Consider the following 17,503-nt stretch of genomic DNA (forward strand, 5'->3'; position numbering starts at 1 on the left):
GCGGCGTTTCTAAGGACGGGCAGGCCGCCACAACGGCCACCAGCCGCCATCCGCCGCCGCGCGGTAGGAGACCGCGATGCCCGGCACCGCCAGCAATTCGCCATCCGCGCCATACAGCAGCGGCCAGCGGCGACGCAGCAACGGCGGCACCCCAGCCTCCCGCAGCAGGTCCTTGACTTCGCGCCGCCCAACCCGAGCCGACAGTTTTTCTCCGCCTCGCCGCGGCGCCAGATAGGCGCCGCTTTCCAGCAAGGCCGCTGGCACGCCGGCGTCTCGCCGCTCCCAGGCCAGTTCGCCGCCCCACTCGGACAGCGACTGAGCGTCGCCTCCGCGCCACAGCAGAGCAGTGGAGGCCGGCGGCTCTGACTGTGCTTTAGGCCAGGCCTGCAAAGTATCGGCAAAACGCAACAGACACCCCTGCCGCAGTCTCAGAACCGGGCTGGCGCCCCGCTCCGCGTATTCCGCCTGCCGCAAAAACTCCAACAGCGCGCCCGGCTCCGGCGCGGGCCAACCCAGCGCATCCAGCCAGGCAAGCAGGGTCTGGCGCCGGCGCGGCGCGGACAGCGCCAGCACGCTCCCGCAGTCCAATCCGTTTTCCGTTCGGCAGGCTTGCAGGTCTTCCCGCGCGACTTCGTCCAGGATGGCGGCGGCATCCGCCTGCAGCATCGCCGCGCGCGCCAGGTGGCTGCGGTAATGCGGAAGCGCCCGCTCCAGCCGAGGCAGAATGTCGTGCCGCAACAGGTTGCGACGGTAGCGGGTGTCCAGATTGCTTTCGTCGTCCACCCAGGCAAACCCGCGCGCCTTGACGTAAGCCTCCAGCCGCTCGCGGGGGATCTCCAGCAACGGCCGCCACAGCAGCTTGCCCGGCGCCAGTTCGCGCAATGCCGGCATCGCCGCCAGCGCCCGCGCGCCGCCGCCGCGCAACAGTTGCAGCAGGATGGTTTCGGCTTGATCGTCCTGATGGTGGGCCAGCGCGATCACCTCGGATGCGGAGCGCCGGTAAACCTGGTAGCGCGCCTCGCGCGCCGCCGCCTCGACGCTTTCGCCGCCGCCGGCGCGGACGTGCACCCGTTCGATGCGCAAAGGCACCCGCAGGGAGTCGCACAGCGCCTGGCAATGCGCGGCCCAGGCATCGGCGTTTGGACTCAAGCCGTGATGAACGTGCACCGCGGACAAGCCGATCTCCGGCCGGCGCGCGCGCGCCTCGCACAGCAGCGACAGCAAGGCGACCGAGTCGAGTCCGCCGGAAAACCCGACCTCAAAAGCGAAAAGGCCGGACAACTCGTCCGGCCAATGCTCGATCAGGCTATCCGCCAGCTCAGGCGGCGTCTTCCTTGAAGCGGCCATAGCTCATCAGGCGATCAAAACGTTCTTTCAGCAGCGCATCCATGGGCTTGGACTGCACTTCTTTCAGCTGATCCTGCAGCACGCGCTTCAAGGTGGTCATCATCTGAGCATGGTCGCGATGGGCGCCGCCCACCGGCTCGGTGACCACGCGGTCGATCAGGCCCAGCGTCTTCAGGCGCGGCGCGGTGATGCCCAGCGCTTCGGCCGCGTCGGACGCGCGCTCGGCGGTCTTCCACAGAATGGACGCGCAGCCTTCCGGAGAGATCACCGAATAAGTCGCGTACTGCAGCATGTTGACGTGGTCGCCCACAGCGATGGCCAACGCGCCGCCGGAACCGCCCTCGCCGATCACCGTGACGACGATGGGCACGCGCAGATTGGTCATCTCGTACAGATTGCGGCCGATCGCCTCGGACTGGCCGCGCTCTTCCGCGCCGATGCCCGGCCAAGCGCCGGTGGTATCGACGAAGGTGAGCACCGGGATGCCGAACTTCTCGGCCAGCTTCATCAGGCGCAATGCCTTTCTATAGCCTTCCGGGTGCGGCATGCCGAAATTGCGGCGAATCTTTTCCTTGGTGTCGCGTCCCTTTTGGTGGCCGATCACCATCACCGACTGGCCGTTGAAGCGCGCCAGACCGCCGACGATGGCGGCATCGTCCGCAAAGGCGCGATCGCCGTGCAACTCTTCGAAGTCGGTAAAGATGGCCTGGATGTAATCCAGCGTATAAGGGCGCTGCGGATGGCGAGCCACCATCGCGATCTGCGACGGCGTCAGCTTGGCGTATAGAGTCTTGGTCAGTTCCAGACTCTTCTTCTGCAGACGGGCGATCTCCTCGGAGATATCCAGCACGGAGTCGTCCTGCACGAAACGCAGCTCTTCAATTTTGTTCTCGAGCTCGGCAATCGGCTGCTCAAAATCGAGAAAGGTCGGCTTCATTCTTTACAATCATCCGTCAAACCTAATCGCGGCATGATACATGAGGCGCGAAGCCGGCGTCACCCGCAGACCCGGCAAAAACCTGAAAAAATGGAGCAAATATTCAAAACACGGGCTTTCTGCAAAAAAACTTCCGCCTGGCACTTGCGCGAGCTTAAACCCTGTGCTTTAATTCGCCTCCTCGCTGAAACGCACACAGCGAAACGGTTTCAGGGCGTTTAGCTCAGTTGGTAGAGCGTCTGCCTTACAAGCAGAATGTCGGCGGTTCGACTCCGTCAACGCCCACCAAAGTTTGCGGTTGGAGTGGTAGTTCAGTTGGTTAGAATACCGGCCTGTCACGCCGGGGGTCGCGGGTTCGAGTCCCGTCCACTCCGCCAACGGTTTCAAGCAGTACCCGAATATCGGGCGTTTAGCTCAGTTGGTAGAGCGTCTGCCTTACAAGCAGAATGTCGGCGGTTCGACTCCGTCAACGCCCACCAAAGTTTGCGGTTGGAGTGGTAGTTCAGTTGGTTAGAATACCGGCCTGTCACGCCGGGGGTCGCGGGTTCGAGTCCCGTCCACTCCGCCAACAGTTTCAAGCAGTACCCGAATATCGGGCGTTTAGCTCAGTTGGTAGAGCGTCTGCCTTACAAGCAGAATGTCGGCGGTTCGACTCCGTCAACGCCCACCAAAGTTTGCGGTTGGAGTGGTAGTTCAGTTGGTTAGAATACCGGCCTGTCACGCCGGGGGTCGCGGGTTCGAGTCCCGTCCACTCCGCCAACGGTTTCAAGCAGTACCCGAATATCGGGCGTTTAGCTCAGTTGGTAGAGCGTCTGCCTTACAAGCAGAATGTCGGCGGTTCGACTCCGTCAACGCCCACCAAAGTTTGCGGTTGGAGTGGTAGTTCAGTTGGTTAGAATACCGGCCTGTCACGCCGGGGGTCGCGGGTTCGAGTCCCGTCCACTCCGCCAACAGTTTCAAGCAGTAGATAGTTTTCTGGGCGGTTAGTCTCAGTTGGTAGAGCACTGCCTTCACACGGCAGGGGTCGCTGGTTCGAGTCCAGTACCGCCCACCAGAAAACGGAGTGGTAGTTCAGTTGGTTAGAATACCGGCCTGTCACGCCGGGGGTCGCGGGTTCGAGTCCCGTCCACTCCGCCAACAGTTTCAAGCAGTAGATAGTTTTCTGGGCGGTTAGTCTCAGTTGGTAGAGCACTGCCTTCACACGGCAGGGGTCGCTGGTTCGAGTCCAGTACCGCCCACCAGAAAACGGAGTGGTAGTTCAGTTGGTTAGAATACCGGCCTGTCACGCCGGGGGTCGCGGGTTCGAGTCCCGTCCACTCCGCCAATCTTGCAAGAAAGCAGCCCAAGGCTGCTTTTTTGCATTTCCCGCCACAGCATGAGCCCAACATGCGCAGCCCTCCTCACCCCATTCGCATGTTGCGGTTGCAAAATGCAGGATTGCTGGCAATACTGTCAGACTTTTAAAAATTCACATCAAGAGATTTCACATGAACAAGACAGCCCTGCTGGCGCTGTGCTTGAGCAGCCACGCCTCCTGGGCCGGCAGCGGCGGCGATGAGGCCACATGGCAGTACACGGTCCAGGCGGGAGATACGCTGTGGTCGTTTGCCGCCAAGCACCTGACCTCCCCCTCCTATGTGCCGAAACTGCAACAGCAAAACGGCATCGCCAACCCCTACCGGCTGACGCCCGGCAGCCAGCTGGTCGTGCCTTACAGCTGGACCCGGCAGAACGAATCCTCGGTCACCATCGAAGCCCTGTCCGGCATGGTCAGCGTGCAGGATTCGGATGGGCAGGCGCTGAAGGCGGCGCCGGGCCTTCACCTACAGGCCGGCAGCCGCATCTCCACCGGCAAGGACGCCATGCTGAAACTGCGGATGGCGGACGGCTCCATGCTCCAGCTCTGGTCCAACAGCAAGCTGACGCTGGGCAAGCAAGTGTTCTACCCCACCACCGGCGCCATCCAGTCGCAAAACCGGCTCGATCACGGCTCGGCCAGCAACGCCGTGGTGCCCAGGCAGCTGATGCCCAACCGCTACCAGATCTACACACCCTCCGCGGTGACCACGGTGCGCGGCACCGAATTTCGCGTGCGCAGCCTGGATGACAAGGATACGGCGACCGAAGTGCTTCACGGCAAGGTCAGCCTGGCGTCCGATGCCGGCGAAATCGACATCCCCGCCAGATTCGGCGGCCGCAACGGCGGCAAGCAATCGGTGGCGCTGCCCAAGGCGCCCGCGCTCGACGGCGTGATCACGGTCAGCCCTTTCAATCCGCCCTTGCTGGAATGGCACAAGCAGGAAGGCGAAGCCGGCTATCAACTGGCGATTTCCGACGCCCAGACCCAGCAGCAACTGTACAATCGCAGCGCGGAAACCGCGCGCTTTTACCCTGAACTCCCAAAAAATGGCCGCTATTTGCTGACAATTCGCGCCCGAAACGCCCAAGGCATCGAAGGCTACGACGCCAGCCGCGGCTTCATGCTGGCCGCCAGTCCGCTGCCGCCGCTGATCTTCAGCGACGGCAAGCGGATCAGCCAGCGCGGGCAAACCCTGTGGGTGGGCAGCAGCGCCAGCCCCGAACGTCCGGCCTGGCTCCAGGTCGCGCGCGACCCGGCCTTCGCCGACATCTGGTACCAGGGCCGGCTGGAGCAGGATAGCTTCGCCCTCAACCTGCCGGACAAGGGGAAATGGTACTGGCGGCTGGCTTCGCTGGACAGCCAGGGCCAGCCCGGCCCCTACGGCAACACTCAGGAACTGAGGATCAAGGCCTGGTATGAAATGAGCCTGCCCGGCGACCGCAAGCTGCAGGCCCGCCGCTATCCGGTCGCAAACGCCCGCTACACGCTGCAACTGGCCCGGCCGGACGAACCCGGACGCATAGTCTGGCAACAAAGCGCGGCCGAACCCAGCTGGTCCTTGCTGCGCATGCCCAGCGGGCGCTTCGCCGCCACCATCCTGGTGGACGGCGATGGCGGATATCATGCCGAAGAGCGATATCCGGCGCTGCTTTTGCCGTAAAATCACACCATGCGTTCCATCCAGATATCCCGCTACAGCAGGGGCATTCCCCTGCTGCTCGCTCTCCTTGGCCTGCTGCTCATCGCCAGCCAGCTGATGGGGCGACTGGATTTCTGGCTGTACGACAGTCTGACCCGGGCCAACCCGCTGCACAAGCCGGACCAGAACCTCATCGTCATCGCCATAGATGAAAAAAGCCTGGCTGAGCTGGGCCGATGGCCATGGCCGCGCGCCTATCACGCCCAACTGCTCGACAAGCTGGGCGGCGCCAGCTCGATCGGCTTCGACATCGCCATCGCCGAGCCCTCGCGCGACCATCCCGAGGCGGACAAGCATCTTGCCGAGGCCATCCGCCGCAACGGCAAGGTGGTCGGCCCGGTCTTTCCCGAACTGCAGGGCGGCCAATTGCTGGAAACCCGCCCCCTGCCGCCGATCGCCTCCGCGATGGCCGCCCTCGGCCACACCGACTATGAGCGCGACGACGACGGCACCATACGCCGCGTCTACCTGAAAGCCGGGCTGGGCGCGCCGCGCTATCCCAGCTTCGCCGCCGCCGTCTGCGCCGTCTCAGACGGCAGGAAGGAAACCATCCCCGCGCCCCAACGCCCTCGCCCGGGCCAGGCCTGGCAGCGCCGCGACCTGGTGATGGTGCCGTTCAGCAGCGGCCCCAAGCCCTTTCACACGGTGTCGTACAGCGACGCGCTGAACCGGCTGCCGGCCTCGTTCTTCGAAGACAGCATCGTGCTGATAGGCGTGACCGCCAACGGCCTGGGCAATCAGCAGCCGACCCCGGTCTCGGCCAACAATACCGGCATGTCGGGCGTGGAAATCGACGCCTACATGGTCCACGGCCTGCTCACCCACCAGCAGATACGCCCGATGCCGCTGCTGCTGGAGTGCCTGCTGGGGGCCCTGCTGCTGGGACTGGGAGACTGGCTGCTGTCGCGCCGGGTGCGCGCGCGCAGCCTGCTGGCAGGCTACGCGCTGGCGTCGGCGGTGGTGCTGCTGTCTTCGGCCGCCCTGCTCTACTTCGCCTCGCTGTGGGCCGGCGGCAGCGTGGTGGCCATCCTGCTGCTGCTCAGCGGCACGATGCGCTACGTCAGCGGCCAGGCCCAGCTGTTCTCGCTGGCTTTCACCGATGGCTTGACCCGGCTCTACAACCGCCGCCATTTCGACGAGGCGTTCGGCCACGCGGTGGAACAATGCCGGCAGAAACGCAAGCCGCTGGCGCTGCTGATCCTGGACATAGACCACTTCAAGAAATACAACGACCATTACGGCCACTACGCCGGCGACGAAGCGCTGCAGAAAGTGGCCCGCGCGCTCAAGGACTGCTTTCGCCAGAAAGGCCAGCTGACCGCCCGGCTGGGCGGGGAGGAGTTCGGCGTGCTGCTGACGCCGGGGGACACGCCGCAGGCGCTGTCCGCCGCGGAGCGCTTTCTCGGCCGCCTGGCGGCGATGGAGCTGCCCCATTCCGCCAGCCCGCTCGGCAAGATCAGCTGTAGCATAGGCGTATGCGCCTGCATCCCCGGACCGGCGGACAGCACGCGCACCCTGTTCGAGCAGGCAGATCAGGCGCTGTACGAAGCCAAGCGCGGCGGCCGCAACCGCGCCAGCCTTTACCAAGGCCCACCCGGGAACGGCGCAAAAAAAAGCGCGGACATAACGTCCGCGCGGCAGGATTGAACATCCGGGAAACGGTTCAGCCGCGGCGGCGGCGCCCAACCAGCCACAAGGTCCAGACGATCACGCCGGCAAAGAACACCGCCACCCAGAACGGCATGGTCATGCCGAGGAAACGCCCCTGGATGGCCGCGCACTCGCCGCTGCCCTTCAGCACCTTGGACAACACCTCCCACAATGGGAAGGACTCCATCAGGAACTCCAGGCCCGGCCCGCACTGCGGCACCTGGTCGGCCGGCAGGCTCTGCAGCCACAGCTGGCGCAGCGACACGCCCGCGCCGGAAAGCGCGGCCAGCGTCATCAGCCCGCCCCATACCTTCGCGCCAGTCTTGCCGGGATTGTGCAACGCGGCCAGCAAGGCCAGCGCGCCGACCGCCATCACGCCGATGCGCTGCAGAATGCACAGCGGGCATGGCTCCTCCCCCAGCTGGTATTGCGCGAACAGCGCAAAGCCGATGGCGCCGGCGCAAGCCGCCGCCACCAGCAAGAACCCCTGACGGTTCGTGATATTCAAACCCATCCCCCTTGACCTTTCCTGTTATGTCTTGTGAGTGAACGCAGTGTAAACGGAAAAGCTGAGATTGGGGCGGCCCGGCAAAGTTCCGGAGCGGGGAGCCTGCTCAAAGGCTTTTCCGGCCGCAGGCCGCTTTCCGCCGGACACAGGGTGCGGAAAACGGTCCCAAGGGAAGCCAGCGCCGCCAGGCTTGCTCCCGCCTGGCCCGCCTGCCCAAAGCGCCTACAGCTCCAGAAACTCGCGGATGGCGTGCTTGTGATGCAGCGTGTCGCGGTAACCGAGCGCGATCAGCTCCCGGCAATAAGCCGGCTCGAACAGCAGATAAGTGGCCAACGCGGTGCCCCGCTGACGGGTTGCGCCGGCGCCGCGCATGATGAAACGCAGCATCGGCGGAAACAAATGGGTATGGCGGTAAACGATGCCCTCCAGCGACTGGCTGGGATTCAACTGGAAGATGTCCACCTTTTTCAGCTGGGTCTGGCAGGCCAGCTCCTCGTTGCTTTGCAGCAGCGATACGGTATGGTTGATCCGGGTCAGGCGCTCCATGTCCACCGCCATGCTGTCGATGAACACGCTGTTGAGCAGGTGGCCGAAGATCTGGGCCGGCATTGGATAAGAGCCGACAGTGCGGCGTTCTATCGTGTCCGGACGCTTGCTGGCCAACCCGACCACGAACAGCTTCTCCGCCCCCAGGTGCAGCGCCGGCGACAATGGCGACAGCTGGCGCACCGCGCCGTCGCAATAAAACTTCTCGCCTATCCGCACCGAGGGAAAGATCAGCGGAATCGCCGCCGTGGCCATCAGGTGATCCAGCCCGATCCGCTCGCGCACCCCCAGCCGCTGGTAGCGCGTCCACTCCCCCAGGCTTTCCTCGCCCTGGAAGAACGTGACCGACATCCCGGTGGTGTAGCAGGACGCGGTCAGCGCCAGCGCCTGCAGCGCGCCGGAAGCGATGGACGGCTCGATGCCGTCGAAAGGCATCATCTTGCCCAGCGTCTGCCGCAGCGGCGCGTTGTCGAGAAAGCTCTGCGGATTCGTCCAGGCATGGCCGGCGCTCAACAGCGAAACGCCGAAGTGGAGAAAGGTCTTGATGAAATACATGGCGCCGACGTCGTAGACATCGGGGATGTGCAGCTGCTTCCACACCTTGGCCAGCGTGCTCACCGCCAGCTGGTAATTGCCGGCGCCGGAAGCCAGCGCCACCGCGTTGATCGCGCCGGCCGAGGTGCCGCAGATGATGGGAAAAGGATTGTGCCTGGGGTCCGGCAGCAAGCGGGCAATGCCCAGCAGCACCCCTACCTGGTAGGCCGCGCGGGCGCCCCCGCCCGACAGCACCAAACCGATCTTGCTCGGTCTGCCCATGCTCGTCTCTTTCTTAACGCCTTGTCAGTTCTATTTAGACATAGTCAAAAAGACGAAGCGACGGCAAGCGCCAGACCGCGTTCGCGATCCGGCGGGCTTGGGCATGCGAGACAGCGCGGCGAGAAAAGCGGAACTTGCCCGCGAAGATAGCCATTCGGATGGCGTTTGCGATATCGCCTCGACAAAGCGCGGCGGATCGCGCGAGCGGTCAGAATCCCCCCGCCTGCAGCGATGCCCACAGGTGGGCGGCCACCAGCGCCCGCCACGGCGAGAACGCGTCCAGCCACTGCTGCGCCTGCTTCTGGTCGGGCTTGTCGGCCATGCCCAGCGCCATGCCCAGCGCCTTGCGCACCGCCACGTCGCCGTGCAGCGAGCCGTCCAGCCAGCCGTAGCCGCGCAACAGCGCGTAGCTGACCGTCCATGGCCCGATGCCCGGCACCGCCAGCAGCCGCTCGGCGATCTCCTCCGCCGGCGCGCCGTCCAGCCAGCCATCCAGCGGCAGCGCGCCGCTCGCCGCGCCCTGGCTCAGCGCCAGCAAGGCCCGGCTCTTGGCGCGGGAAAAGCCGGCCTCGCCCAGTTGATCCGCCGTCAGCGCCGCCAGCCGCGGCGCGTCCGGGTGGCACAGCAGGCCGGAAGAATGGCGGCAATCGCACAATTGCAGCAGCCGCCGCCGTATCGTCACCGCCGCCGCCACGCTGATCTGCTGGCCGGTGATCGCCCAGGCCAGCGCCTCGAACGGCGTGGCCGTCTGCGGCACCCTGAGGCCGGCGCGCGCGGCGATCAGGCCGCCCAGTTGGGGATGGTCGCGGTATCGGCGCTCGAACGCCTCCACCGGCTGGTTCAGGCCCAGCATGCGCCGGCCGATGTCCTCCAGCGCCCGGGCCTCTGCCGCCCCGCCGTCGACATCCAGCCTGAGGACGGCCCAGCCGGGCCGGAAGCGCAAGTCTAGGCAGGCGGGCAGGCCTTGCCACAACAGGCCCTTTCTCAGGCCGTCGTCGTCCACCTGCTCGGCGAGGCGCTCGCCGTCGCGACGGTGGAAGGCCAGGATGTCCTGCGGCCGGAAGCCGGCCGGCAGCGCGATATCGCAATCGATGACGGACATGGATCAAAAGGCCTTGCGGAAAGTGAGGTTGAGACGCCGGCCGCCGAGCAGCGGGTGAATGCCCGGCTGGACCGGCAGCACGCCATGAAAGCGCAACCGGTCCGGCCCGCCCCACACCAGCACGTCGCCATGCTGCAGCAGGATGCGGGCGGTTTTGTCGGCGCGGCTCAGGCCGCCCAGCAGGAATATCGCCGGCAGGCCCAGCGACACGGAAACGATGGGCGCGGAGAAATCGCGCTCGTCCTTGTCCTGATGCAGGCCCATCCGGGCGCCGGGCAGGTAGCAGTTGATCAGGCAGGCGTCGGGATCGAAGCCGGCAAAACCCGCCTCGGCGGCCGCGCCGCGCGCCAGTTCGCGCAGCGGCCCAGGCATCGCCGGCCAGGGCCGTCCCTTATCCGGATCGACGGCGGAATAGCGGTAGCCGCGGCGATCGGACACCCAGCCCCAGTCGCCGCAGCTGGCGGTGGTCACCGACATGGCCTGCCCGCCGGGCGTCACCATGCCGCGCAGCGGAGACTGCGCTACGACCGCCTCCACCGCGGCGACCAGCTCCGCGTCGCCGGCGCAGGCCCAGCCGTGCAGCAAGGCGGCGCCGGCCGACAGCCGCTCGGTCCACGGGCCGTCGTCCGGCGCGAACAGGCTGTCGCTCACTCCTCGCCGGCCACCATCATGCCGCCCACCAGCACCGAGCCGATGCGGCGGCCGCCGCGGTCCAGCGTATCGTCGGCGATGGCTTCGATATTGACGAACATGTCGCGCAGATTGCCGGCGATGGTGATTTCCTCCACCGGGTAGGCGATCACGCCGTTTTCCACCCAGAAGCCGGCCGCGCCGCGCGAATAGTCGCCGGTGACGGTATTGACGCCCTGGCCCAGCAGCTCGGTCACCAGCAGGCCGCTGCCCATGCGCGACAGCACCTCGGCGAAACTCTCGCCGGTGGAATGGACCACCAGGTTGTGCGCGCCGCCGGCGTTGCCGGTGGTCTGCATGCCCAGCTTGCGCGCAGAGTAGCTGCTGAGGAAGTAGCCCTGCAGCACGCCGCCGTCCACCAGCCGCCGCGCCTTGGTCGCCACGCCCTCGTTGTCGAAGGCGCTGCTGGCGAGGCCGCGCAGCAGGAACGGGTCTTCGTCTATCGTCACCCGGGACGCCATCACCGGCTTGCCCAGCGCGTCCAGCAGGAAGGACGACTTGCGGTACAGGTTGCCGCCGCTGATCGCCGCGGCCAGATGCCCGAGCAGCGACATCGCCACCGGCGCTTCGAACAGCACCGGGTACTGGCCGGTCTTGACCCGGCGCCCGCCCAGACGGCGCACCGCGCGCTCGCCGGCGATGCGGCCGATCTCCTCCACCGACGCCAGATCATCCTGATGGCGGGCGGCGGAGTACCAGTAGTCGCGCTGCATCACGCCATCCTGCTCGGCCACCACGGCGGCCGACAAGCTGTGGCGGCTGCCGGCGAAGCCGCCGCTGAAACCGTTGCTGTTGGCGTATACGAACTGGTTGGCCTGCACCGACACGCTGGCGCCCTCGGAGTTGCGGATGCGGGCGTCCACCGCGCGCGCGGCGTCCTCGCAGCGGCGCGCCAGCTCGATCGCCTCTTCCACCGGCAACTGCCAGGGATGGAACAGGTCCAGGTCCGGCAGATCGTCGGCCAGCAGTTGCGGATCCGCCAGGCCGGCGCAGTCGTCCTCCGCCGTGTAGCGGGCAATGTCCAGCGCGGCCCGCACGGTATCGGACAGCGCCTCGTCAGAGAAATCCGACGTGCTGGCATGCCCCTTTTTCTTGCCCAGATAGACGGTGACGCTGACGCCCTTGTCCTGGTTGTACTCTATGGTTTCCACCTCGGACAGGCGCACGCTCACGGTCTGGCCGACGCCCTCGGAAACGTCGACCTCGGCCGAGCTGGCGCCCTGCTGGCTCGCCAGCTCGAGCACGCGGCCGGCGATGCCGCCCAGGGTGTCGGAACTGAAACTGAATGTCTTATCTGCCATAGTATCTTTCGGAACAGTGGAAACGGCCGACGGCCTTTTCCGGTATCATACCAGCCTTGAAAACCGAGTGAGACCTAGCAACGATGACCGATTACCAGAACGACGACGACGGCTTCGTCAGCAAGTCCCAGCGCAAGCGCGACATGGACGCGCTGCAGGATCTGGGCCGCGAACTGGTCGACCTGTCCAAGGACACGCTGAAGAAGATGCAGCTGCCGGAAGATCTGCTCACCGCCGTACTGGACTATAAACGTTTCACCGCCAACGGCGCGCTGCGCCGCCAGATGCAGTACATCGGCAAGCTGATGCGCGACGTCGATCCGGAACCGATCCGCGAATACCTGAAAGTGCTGAAGGGCGAGTCGTCCGAACACATCGCCTGGCAACACCTGCTGGAACGCTGGCGCGAAAAGCTGATGGCCGACGACAAGGCGCTGTCCGACTTCCTGGCCGCCTTCCCGGAAGGCGATCCGCAGCAGCTGCGCACGCTGATGCGCAACGCCCGCAAGGAGCTGCAGGACAACAAACCGCCCAAGGCCTACCGCCAATTGTTCCAGGAAATCAAGGCGCTGATCCCGGAGCCGGGCAAGCCGCGGCTGTGGCAAAAGGACGAGGACGAAGAATAATGCTGAAGATAGGCCTGGTTTCCATTTCCGACCGCGCCAGCCAAGGCGTGTACGAGGACAAGGGCCTGCCCGCGCTGCGGGAATGGCTGGCGCGCGCGATCGCCACGCCGTTCGAAACCGTCAGCCGGCTGATCCCCGACGAGCAGCCGGGCATCGAGGCCGCGCTGAAGGCGCTGGTCGACGACGAGGGTTGCCAGCTGGTGCTGACCACCGGCGGCACCGGCCCGGCGCCGCGCGACGTGACGCCGGACGCCACGCTGGCGGTGGCCGACCGGGAAATGCCCGGTTTCGGCGAACAGATGCGCCAGATCAGCCTGCGCTTCGTCCCCACCGCCATCCTGTCGCGCCAGGTCGGCGTGATCCGCAAGCAGAGCCTGATCCTGAACCTGCCCGGCCAGCCCAAGGCGATCCAGGAAACGCTGGAAGGCCTGCGCGGGGCCGACGGCAAGGTGGAGGTGCCCGGCATCTTCGCCGCCGTGCCCTACTGCCTGGACCTAATCGGCGCGCCCTACATCGAAACCGATGAAGCGGTGGTCAAGGCCTTCCGGCCCAAGTCCGCCGTCAAGCCGGCGCCATGAGCTACCGCGCGCCGCGCTGGCTGCGGGGCGGCCACGCGCAAACCATCTGGCCGGCGCTGGCGGTCAAGCAGGACGCGCCGTCCTACCGCCGCGAGCTGTGGGATACCCCGGACGGCGCGCGCATCGCGCTGGACTTCGTCGACGGCCAGCCCGGCGCGCCGCTGGTGGTGCTGTTCCACGGCCTGGAAGGCAGCAGCGCCAGCCATTACGCCAAGGCGCTGATGCAGGCGGTGGCCGCGCGCGGCTGGCACGGCGCGGTGTCGCACTTCCGCGGCTGCGGCGGCGTGGACAACCCGCTGCCGCGCGCCTACCACGCCGGCGACGCCGCCGAAGTGCGCTGGATCCTGCAGCGGCTGTCCGGCCGCTTCGCCGCCATCGCCGCCGTCGGCGTGTCGCTGGGCGGCAGCATGCTGCTCAACTACCTGGCGGACGACGGCCAAGCCGCGCTGCCGCTGGCCGCCGCCGCGGTGTCCGCGCCGCTGGACCTGGTGGCCGCCAGCACCCGGCTGGACCGCGGCCTGGGCAAGCTCCTCTACACCCGGATGTTCATGGACACGCTGAAACCGAAGGCGATGGCGTCGCTGCAGCGCCATCCGGGCCTGTTCGACGGCGCCAGGCTGAGCCGCGCGCGCACCTTCATCGAGTTCGACGACCTGGTCACCGCCCCCATCCATGGCTTCGGCACCGCGCTCAATTACTGGACCCAAGCCAGCAGCAAGCCCCGGCTCGGCCAGATCGCCCGCCCGACGCTGGTGCTGAACGCCCGCAACGATCCCTTCCTGCCGGAGAGCGCGCTGCCCGACGCCAGCCAGGTGTCGCCTGCCGTGACGCTGGACTTCCCCAGCGACGGCGGACATGTGGGCTTCGCCACCGGCCCTTTCCCCGGACGGATAGACTGGCTGCCACAACGGCTGCTGGCGTTCATCGCGCCGCATCTGCAAAGCGCCGCGCCCGAATGTCATAGCCGTTGACGATTCCGCCTTCCCGATGGCAAGTTTGAGAACTTGCCTCCAGGGGAACGCCAATGACCAGCCCAGACACCGCCGCACGCAGCCTTACCGTCCAGTGGGACGATCCGATGATAGGCGCCCGCGCCGCCCAAACGCTCAGCGGCCTGGAATACCTGCGGGCGATGGAGGCCGGCGACATCCCGCCGCCGCCGGTGATGAAGCTGCTCGGCTTCGACTTCGTTCGCGCAACGGAAGGCGAAGTCGAATTCGCCTTCGTCCCGCACGAGTCCCATTTCAATCCGATCGGCAGCGTCCACGGCGGCGTGATCAGCACGCTGCTGGACTCCGCGATGGGTTGCAGCGTCCATTCGCTGCTGCCGCGCGGCAAGGGCTACACTACGCTGGAGTTGAAAGTGAATTTCGTGCGCGCCGTTCTGCCACGCCATGGCAAGCTGCTGTGCCGCGGCCAGGTCATCCATTCCGGCGGGCGCATGGCCACCGCGGAAGCCAGGCTGCAGGACGCAGCCGGCAAACTGTACGCCCACGCCACCACCACCTGCATGATCTTCGACGCCCCGGCCGGCTAGCTCGTTCAAAAGGAAAAACACATGATCCGCACCGCGCTGCTGTGCTGCGCGTTCGCCTTGCTCACCGGCTGCGCCACCATGGCCGACCGCCTCAGGGGCACGCTGACGCCGCCGCCGGGCCAGGCCTACGCCATCGTGTCGCTGACCGGCAAGGCTTTCGACCCCGACCGCGCCACCATAGGCCTGTCCGTCAGCGACGCCGGCGGACGGGTGGTGTCCCAGGATGTCGCCAGCCTGATCACCGATACCGTGTTCGGCGAGGAAGGCATGTCTCCGGCGGAGGGCAAGCTGGTGCTGATGACCTTGCCGCCGGGCGACTACCGCGTCTCGGGCGCATGGGCACACTGGATGGAGGACGGCGTTTTCGGCGTCGACCTGAGGATGAGGCAGTTTCCGCTGAACGCGCCCTTCCACCTGGATGCCGGCGAAACGGCATACCTGGGCCAGGTGCAGGTGGAAATGTCCTTCCTGCCGGAAGTGAAGCTGTCAGACGAGCGGCGGCGGGATTTCGGCCACATGCGCCGGGTATGGAAGATCAAGGATCTGAGCCAGGTCAGAATCCGGCCGCTGGCGGCCGCCGGCCCGACCCATCCCTGAAGCGGTTCAGGGCTTGTACCAGAGCTTGTACAGATAGGCGGGCTTGACCGCCGCCGCCGAAGCCGCCACCGGCTCCAGCACCTGGTAGGCCGCCTGCCGGCTGTCGCGCAGCAGCGGGTCGGCGTACGGCGGCCCGTCCAGCCGGCGCAGCGCCGCCACCTTGGGCGTGTTGGCCTTGTCGCCGCGGTGGGTGACCACCGCCACCTCGTTGCTGGCCAGCCTGACAAAGCTGCCGGGCGGATAAACGCCCATCTCCTTGACCAGCAGCGACACATGCTGGGGCGGAAAGCCGCCCAGCTCGCCGCGGAACAGGCTGCCCAGCACCAGCGCCGGCAATTGCGGCTGCGGATTGTGCACGCAGCCGCACACCAGATCCACCATCTGCAGCAGCAGGGCATCGGTTTCGATTTCCTCGCCGGCAAGCCCTTGCGGATAGCCGCTGCCGTCCTGCTGCTCATGGTGCTGCTGCACCAGCAGGTGCCAGTACTCGTCGTCGACGCCGGCCTCGCGCAATATGGCCGAACCCAAGGCCGGATGGGCGAACATCGCCTCCTGCTGGGCCAGGTCCATCGGCGCGCTCTGCGCCGCCAGCTGGTTGAGCAGGCCGGTGATGGCGAGGTTCATGCTCAGCGCCGCGCCGAGCATCGGCCGCAGCTCGGCGTCGGACAGGCCCAGCCGCCGGCCCAGTACCGCCAGCACCGCGGCCACGTGCACGCTCTGCGCGCTGCCGATGTCCTGGAACGGCAACAGGAACACGCTGGCCAGCACGCCGTCCGGATGGCGGCGGCTCAAAGCGAGCAAGCCTTCCGCCATGTCCAGCAGACTGCCCGCCAGATCGCGCACCGCCAGGCCATGCTGCAGCACGCCCTCGGCCCGCCGCAGCAAGAAAGCCATTTCCTGCAGCGGATTGGCGCTATTGCGCTGCTGCTCGGCCTCCTTCTCGCGCTGGGCGGCGCGCTCCAACCGCTCCCGCTCCAGCCTGGCCGACACTTCCTCGCTTTCGCCATGCCCCAGCTGCGCCAGGCGGTCGCGCTGCGCTTCCGTCAGCACGTACAGCCCCCTCTTCAGCAACAGCACGCCGTTCTTGGCGTACACATCCACCGGAGCCTGTTGGCCGGCGCGGAGAAAATTGCGCGGCAGTTTTACCTTTGCAGACGAATCCGTCATATTTCACTTGCGTCAGTTGCGCCGGCTTCGCCGGCTATCGCTTCAAAAACCGCCCGGTCCTGCCCTGTTATCGGGCGCGTCGCCGGTTTTGTTAGTTCTAGCTAGAGCAGTTGCCGGGATTTTATTTAAATTTTATCGAAAACGCGCGCGGATGCCAGCCCGCGCATCCGCTACAGGAGCCGCCCCGACATGAGCGACAGCAACGCATCCCTTCCCCGCCGCGCTTTCCTGGCCGGAGCAGGCAGCCTGGGCTTCGCCCTTGCGGTCCAGCCCATCGCCGCCAGCACCATCGTCACCGACAACCGGCAACTGCAAACCGGCCAGCCGGACATCGACACCGGCCATGGAACGATGCCGGGCTACTACGCCCGTCCCGCCCAGGGCGATGGCCCCTGGCCGCTGGTGATCGTGATCCAGGAAATCTTCGGCGTGCACGAACACATCCAGGACCTGTGCCGCCGCCTGGCGAAGCAGGGCTACCTGGCGGTGGCGCCGGAACTGTATTTCCGCCACGGCAAGCCGGCGCAAGCGCCGGACATAGACAGCCTGCTGCGGGATATCGTCTCCAAGGTGCCGGACAGCGAGGTGCTGAGCGATCTGGACGCGACCTGGCGCTGGGCCGGCGCGCACGGCGCCGATCTGGACCGCGCCGCCGTCACCGGCTTCTGCTGGGGCGGACGCCAGGCCTGGCTCTACGCCGCGCACAATCCACGGCTGAAGGCCGCCGCCGCCTGGTATGGCAAGCTGGAAGGCGCGGCGAACGCCAATATGCCGCGCCAGCCGCTGGACATCGCCGGCGAGTTGAAGGTGCCGGTGCTGGGGTTGTATGGCGGGCAGGACCAGAGCATCCCGCTCGCCGGGGTGGATAAAATGAAGGCCGCGCTGAGCGCCGCCGGCAAGGGAAGCGAAATCGTCGTCTATCCGGACGCTGGCCACGGCTTCAACGCCGACTACCGTCCCAGCTATCATCCGCGCGACGCCGGCGACGCCTGGCGCAGGATGCTGGACTGGTTCGCCCGCCACGGCGCGCGCTGAGCGGCCC

The 17,503-nt window shown here is 66.4% G+C and carries 16 protein-coding genes and 12 tRNA genes; 20 read left to right on the forward strand and 8 right to left on the reverse strand.

The features are described 5' to 3' along the window. Positions 1-9: 9 nt before the first annotated feature. Positions 10-1,347, reverse strand: coding sequence for a tRNA lysidine(34) synthetase TilS (gene tilS / locus CV_RS15650; protein ID WP_043596485.1), 1,338 nt, complete (start codon positions 1,345-1,347; stop codon positions 10-12). Beyond that, entirely contained in the window at positions 1,319-2,284 is a 966-nt protein-coding gene (locus CV_RS15655; RefSeq protein ID WP_011136737.1) for an acetyl-CoA carboxylase carboxyltransferase subunit alpha, read from the reverse strand. The genes tilS and CV_RS15655 overlap by 29 nt, the downstream gene beginning before the upstream one ends. Positions 2,285-2,496: 212 nt before the next feature. Between CV_RS15655 and CV_RS15660 the strand changes: the two genes are divergently transcribed. From CV_RS15660 to CV_RS15725, 14 genes are all read left to right on the forward strand, one after another. Beyond that, positions 2,497-2,572: transfer RNA gene (locus CV_RS15660), tRNA-Val, on the forward strand. A 12-nt stretch (positions 2,573-2,584) separates the two neighbouring features. Then, a tRNA-Asp gene (locus CV_RS15665) sits at positions 2,585-2,661 on the forward strand. 26 nt (positions 2,662-2,687) lie between these two features. After that, positions 2,688-2,763, forward strand: a tRNA-Val gene (locus CV_RS15670). Positions 2,764-2,775: 12 nt separating this feature from the next. Continuing rightward, positions 2,776-2,852, forward strand: a tRNA-Asp gene (locus tag CV_RS15675). A gap of 26 nt (positions 2,853-2,878) precedes the next feature. Then, positions 2,879-2,954 (forward strand) — tRNA-Val (locus CV_RS15680). Between the two features lie 12 nt (positions 2,955-2,966). Continuing rightward, positions 2,967-3,043: transfer RNA gene (locus CV_RS15685), tRNA-Asp, on the forward strand. A gap of 26 nt (positions 3,044-3,069) precedes the next feature. Continuing rightward, positions 3,070-3,145: transfer RNA gene (locus CV_RS15690), tRNA-Val, on the forward strand. Positions 3,146-3,157: 12 nt separating this feature from the next. Then, a tRNA-Asp gene (locus CV_RS15695) sits at positions 3,158-3,234 on the forward strand. Positions 3,235-3,261: 27 nt separating this feature from the next. Next, a tRNA-Val gene (locus CV_RS15700) sits at positions 3,262-3,338 on the forward strand. 6 nt (positions 3,339-3,344) lie between these two features. Then, a tRNA-Asp gene (locus CV_RS15705) sits at positions 3,345-3,421 on the forward strand. 27 nt (positions 3,422-3,448) lie between these two features. Then, a tRNA-Val gene (locus tag CV_RS15710) sits at positions 3,449-3,525 on the forward strand. Between the two features lie 6 nt (positions 3,526-3,531). Further along, positions 3,532-3,608, forward strand: a tRNA-Asp gene (locus CV_RS15715). 163 nt (positions 3,609-3,771) lie between these two features. After that, entirely contained in the window at positions 3,772-5,304 is a 1,533-nt protein-coding gene (locus tag CV_RS15720; protein ID WP_011136738.1) for a FecR family protein, read from the forward strand. Positions 5,305-5,313: 9 nt separating this feature from the next. After that, on the forward strand, positions 5,314-6,990 hold the full coding sequence (locus tag CV_RS15725; RefSeq protein ID WP_011136739.1) for a CHASE2 domain-containing protein: 1,677 nt from the start codon (positions 5,314-5,316) through the stop codon (positions 6,988-6,990). Between the two features lie 16 nt (positions 6,991-7,006). On the opposite strand, the gene CV_RS15730 is transcribed toward CV_RS15725, so the two are convergent. The 5 genes from CV_RS15730 to pmbA form a co-directional block, all read right to left on the reverse strand. Next, positions 7,007-7,507: a disulfide bond formation protein B gene (locus CV_RS15730; protein ID WP_011136740.1), complete on the reverse strand. Its 501-nt coding sequence runs from the start codon at positions 7,505-7,507 to the stop codon at positions 7,007-7,009. A 216-nt stretch (positions 7,508-7,723) separates the two neighbouring features. Then, entirely contained in the window at positions 7,724-8,863 is a 1,140-nt protein-coding gene (locus CV_RS15735) for a patatin-like phospholipase family protein (RefSeq protein ID WP_011136741.1), read from the reverse strand. 208 nt (positions 8,864-9,071) lie between these two features. Beyond that, positions 9,072-9,965, reverse strand: coding sequence for a DNA-3-methyladenine glycosylase family protein (locus CV_RS15740; protein WP_011136742.1), 894 nt, complete (start codon positions 9,963-9,965; stop codon positions 9,072-9,074). A gap of 3 nt (positions 9,966-9,968) precedes the next feature. Further along, the gene (alkB, locus tag CV_RS15745; RefSeq protein WP_011136743.1) at positions 9,969-10,616 is read right to left on the reverse strand and encodes a DNA oxidative demethylase AlkB; all 648 of its coding nucleotides are present in this window, start codon (positions 10,614-10,616) and stop codon (positions 9,969-9,971) included. Further along, on the reverse strand, positions 10,613-11,956 hold the full coding sequence (gene pmbA, locus CV_RS15750) for a metalloprotease PmbA (protein WP_043596488.1): 1,344 nt from the start codon (positions 11,954-11,956) through the stop codon (positions 10,613-10,615). Before pmbA ends, alkB begins: the two co-directional genes overlap by 4 nt. Positions 11,957-12,039: 83 nt before the next feature. On the opposite strand from pmbA, the gene yjgA reads away from it, so the two are divergent. From yjgA to CV_RS15775, 5 genes are read left to right on the forward strand one after another with little or no spacing between them, the layout of a single operon-like run. Continuing rightward, on the forward strand, positions 12,040-12,582 hold the full coding sequence (gene yjgA / locus CV_RS15755) for a ribosome biogenesis factor YjgA (protein WP_011136745.1): 543 nt from the start codon (positions 12,040-12,042) through the stop codon (positions 12,580-12,582). Continuing rightward, a complete protein-coding gene (gene mog, locus CV_RS15760; RefSeq protein WP_011136746.1) occupies positions 12,582-13,160 on the forward strand; it encodes a molybdopterin adenylyltransferase in 579 nt (192 codons plus the stop codon). Before yjgA ends, mog begins: the two co-directional genes overlap by 1 nt. Next, on the forward strand, positions 13,157-14,131 hold the full coding sequence (locus CV_RS15765) for a YheT family hydrolase (RefSeq protein WP_011136747.1): 975 nt from the start codon (positions 13,157-13,159) through the stop codon (positions 14,129-14,131). The genes mog and CV_RS15765 overlap by 4 nt, the downstream gene beginning before the upstream one ends. 53 nt (positions 14,132-14,184) lie before the next feature. Further along, complete coding sequence (locus tag CV_RS15770; RefSeq protein ID WP_011136748.1) at positions 14,185-14,697, forward strand: PaaI family thioesterase; 513 nt, start codon at positions 14,185-14,187, stop codon at positions 14,695-14,697. A gap of 21 nt (positions 14,698-14,718) precedes the next feature. Continuing rightward, positions 14,719-15,294, forward strand: a complete 576-nt coding sequence (locus tag CV_RS15775; RefSeq protein ID WP_011136749.1) for a hypothetical protein — start codon at positions 14,719-14,721, stop codon at positions 15,292-15,294. 6 nt (positions 15,295-15,300) lie between these two features. Here CV_RS15775 and CV_RS15780 read toward each other — a convergent pair whose 3' ends face one another. Beyond that, positions 15,301-16,461, reverse strand: coding sequence for an HD-GYP domain-containing protein (locus CV_RS15780; RefSeq protein WP_011136750.1), 1,161 nt, complete (start codon positions 16,459-16,461; stop codon positions 15,301-15,303). Positions 16,462-16,650: 189 nt separating this feature from the next. On the opposite strand from CV_RS15780, the gene CV_RS15785 reads away from it, so the two are divergent. Next, positions 16,651-17,496, forward strand: a complete 846-nt coding sequence (locus CV_RS15785) for a dienelactone hydrolase family protein (protein ID WP_011136751.1) — start codon at positions 16,651-16,653, stop codon at positions 17,494-17,496. The last annotated feature ends 7 nt before the right edge of the window (positions 17,497-17,503 follow it).

Origin of the sequence: Chromobacterium violaceum ATCC 12472 (assembly GCF_000007705.1) — a bacterium.
In the GTDB taxonomy this organism is placed as follows: domain Bacteria; phylum Pseudomonadota; class Gammaproteobacteria; order Burkholderiales; family Chromobacteriaceae; genus Chromobacterium; species Chromobacterium violaceum.

Excerpts from the sequence above, each read along its gene's own strand:
- tilS (WP_043596485.1), bottom strand. The coding sequence starts at position 1,347 with ATGGCCGCTTCAAGGAAGACGCCGCCTGAGCTGGCGGATAGCCTGATC.
- CV_RS15655 (WP_011136737.1), bottom strand. The coding sequence starts at position 2,284 with ATGAAGCCGACCTTTCTCGATTTTGAGCAGCCGATTGCCGAGCTCGAG.
- CV_RS15720 (WP_011136738.1), top strand. The coding sequence starts at position 3,772 with ATGAACAAGACAGCCCTGCTGGCGCTGTGCTTGAGCAGCCACGCCTCC.
- CV_RS15725 (WP_011136739.1), top strand. The coding sequence starts at position 5,314 with ATGCGTTCCATCCAGATATCCCGCTACAGCAGGGGCATTCCCCTGCTG.
- CV_RS15730 (WP_011136740.1), bottom strand. The coding sequence starts at position 7,507 with ATGGGTTTGAATATCACGAACCGTCAGGGGTTCTTGCTGGTGGCGGCG.
- CV_RS15735 (WP_011136741.1), bottom strand. The coding sequence starts at position 8,863 with ATGGGCAGACCGAGCAAGATCGGTTTGGTGCTGTCGGGCGGGGGCGCC.
- CV_RS15740 (WP_011136742.1), bottom strand. The coding sequence starts at position 9,965 with ATGTCCGTCATCGATTGCGATATCGCGCTGCCGGCCGGCTTCCGGCCG.
- pmbA (WP_043596488.1), bottom strand. The coding sequence starts at position 11,956 with ATGGCAGATAAGACATTCAGTTTCAGTTCCGACACCCTGGGCGGCATC.
- yjgA (WP_011136745.1), top strand. The coding sequence starts at position 12,040 with ATGACCGATTACCAGAACGACGACGACGGCTTCGTCAGCAAGTCCCAG.
- mog (WP_011136746.1), top strand. The coding sequence starts at position 12,582 with ATGCTGAAGATAGGCCTGGTTTCCATTTCCGACCGCGCCAGCCAAGGC.
- CV_RS15765 (WP_011136747.1), top strand. The coding sequence starts at position 13,157 with ATGAGCTACCGCGCGCCGCGCTGGCTGCGGGGCGGCCACGCGCAAACC.
- CV_RS15770 (WP_011136748.1), top strand. The coding sequence starts at position 14,185 with ATGACCAGCCCAGACACCGCCGCACGCAGCCTTACCGTCCAGTGGGAC.
- CV_RS15775 (WP_011136749.1), top strand. The coding sequence starts at position 14,719 with ATGATCCGCACCGCGCTGCTGTGCTGCGCGTTCGCCTTGCTCACCGGC.
- CV_RS15780 (WP_011136750.1), bottom strand. The coding sequence starts at position 16,461 with ATGACGGATTCGTCTGCAAAGGTAAAACTGCCGCGCAATTTTCTCCGC.
- CV_RS15785 (WP_011136751.1), top strand. The coding sequence starts at position 16,651 with ATGAGCGACAGCAACGCATCCCTTCCCCGCCGCGCTTTCCTGGCCGGA.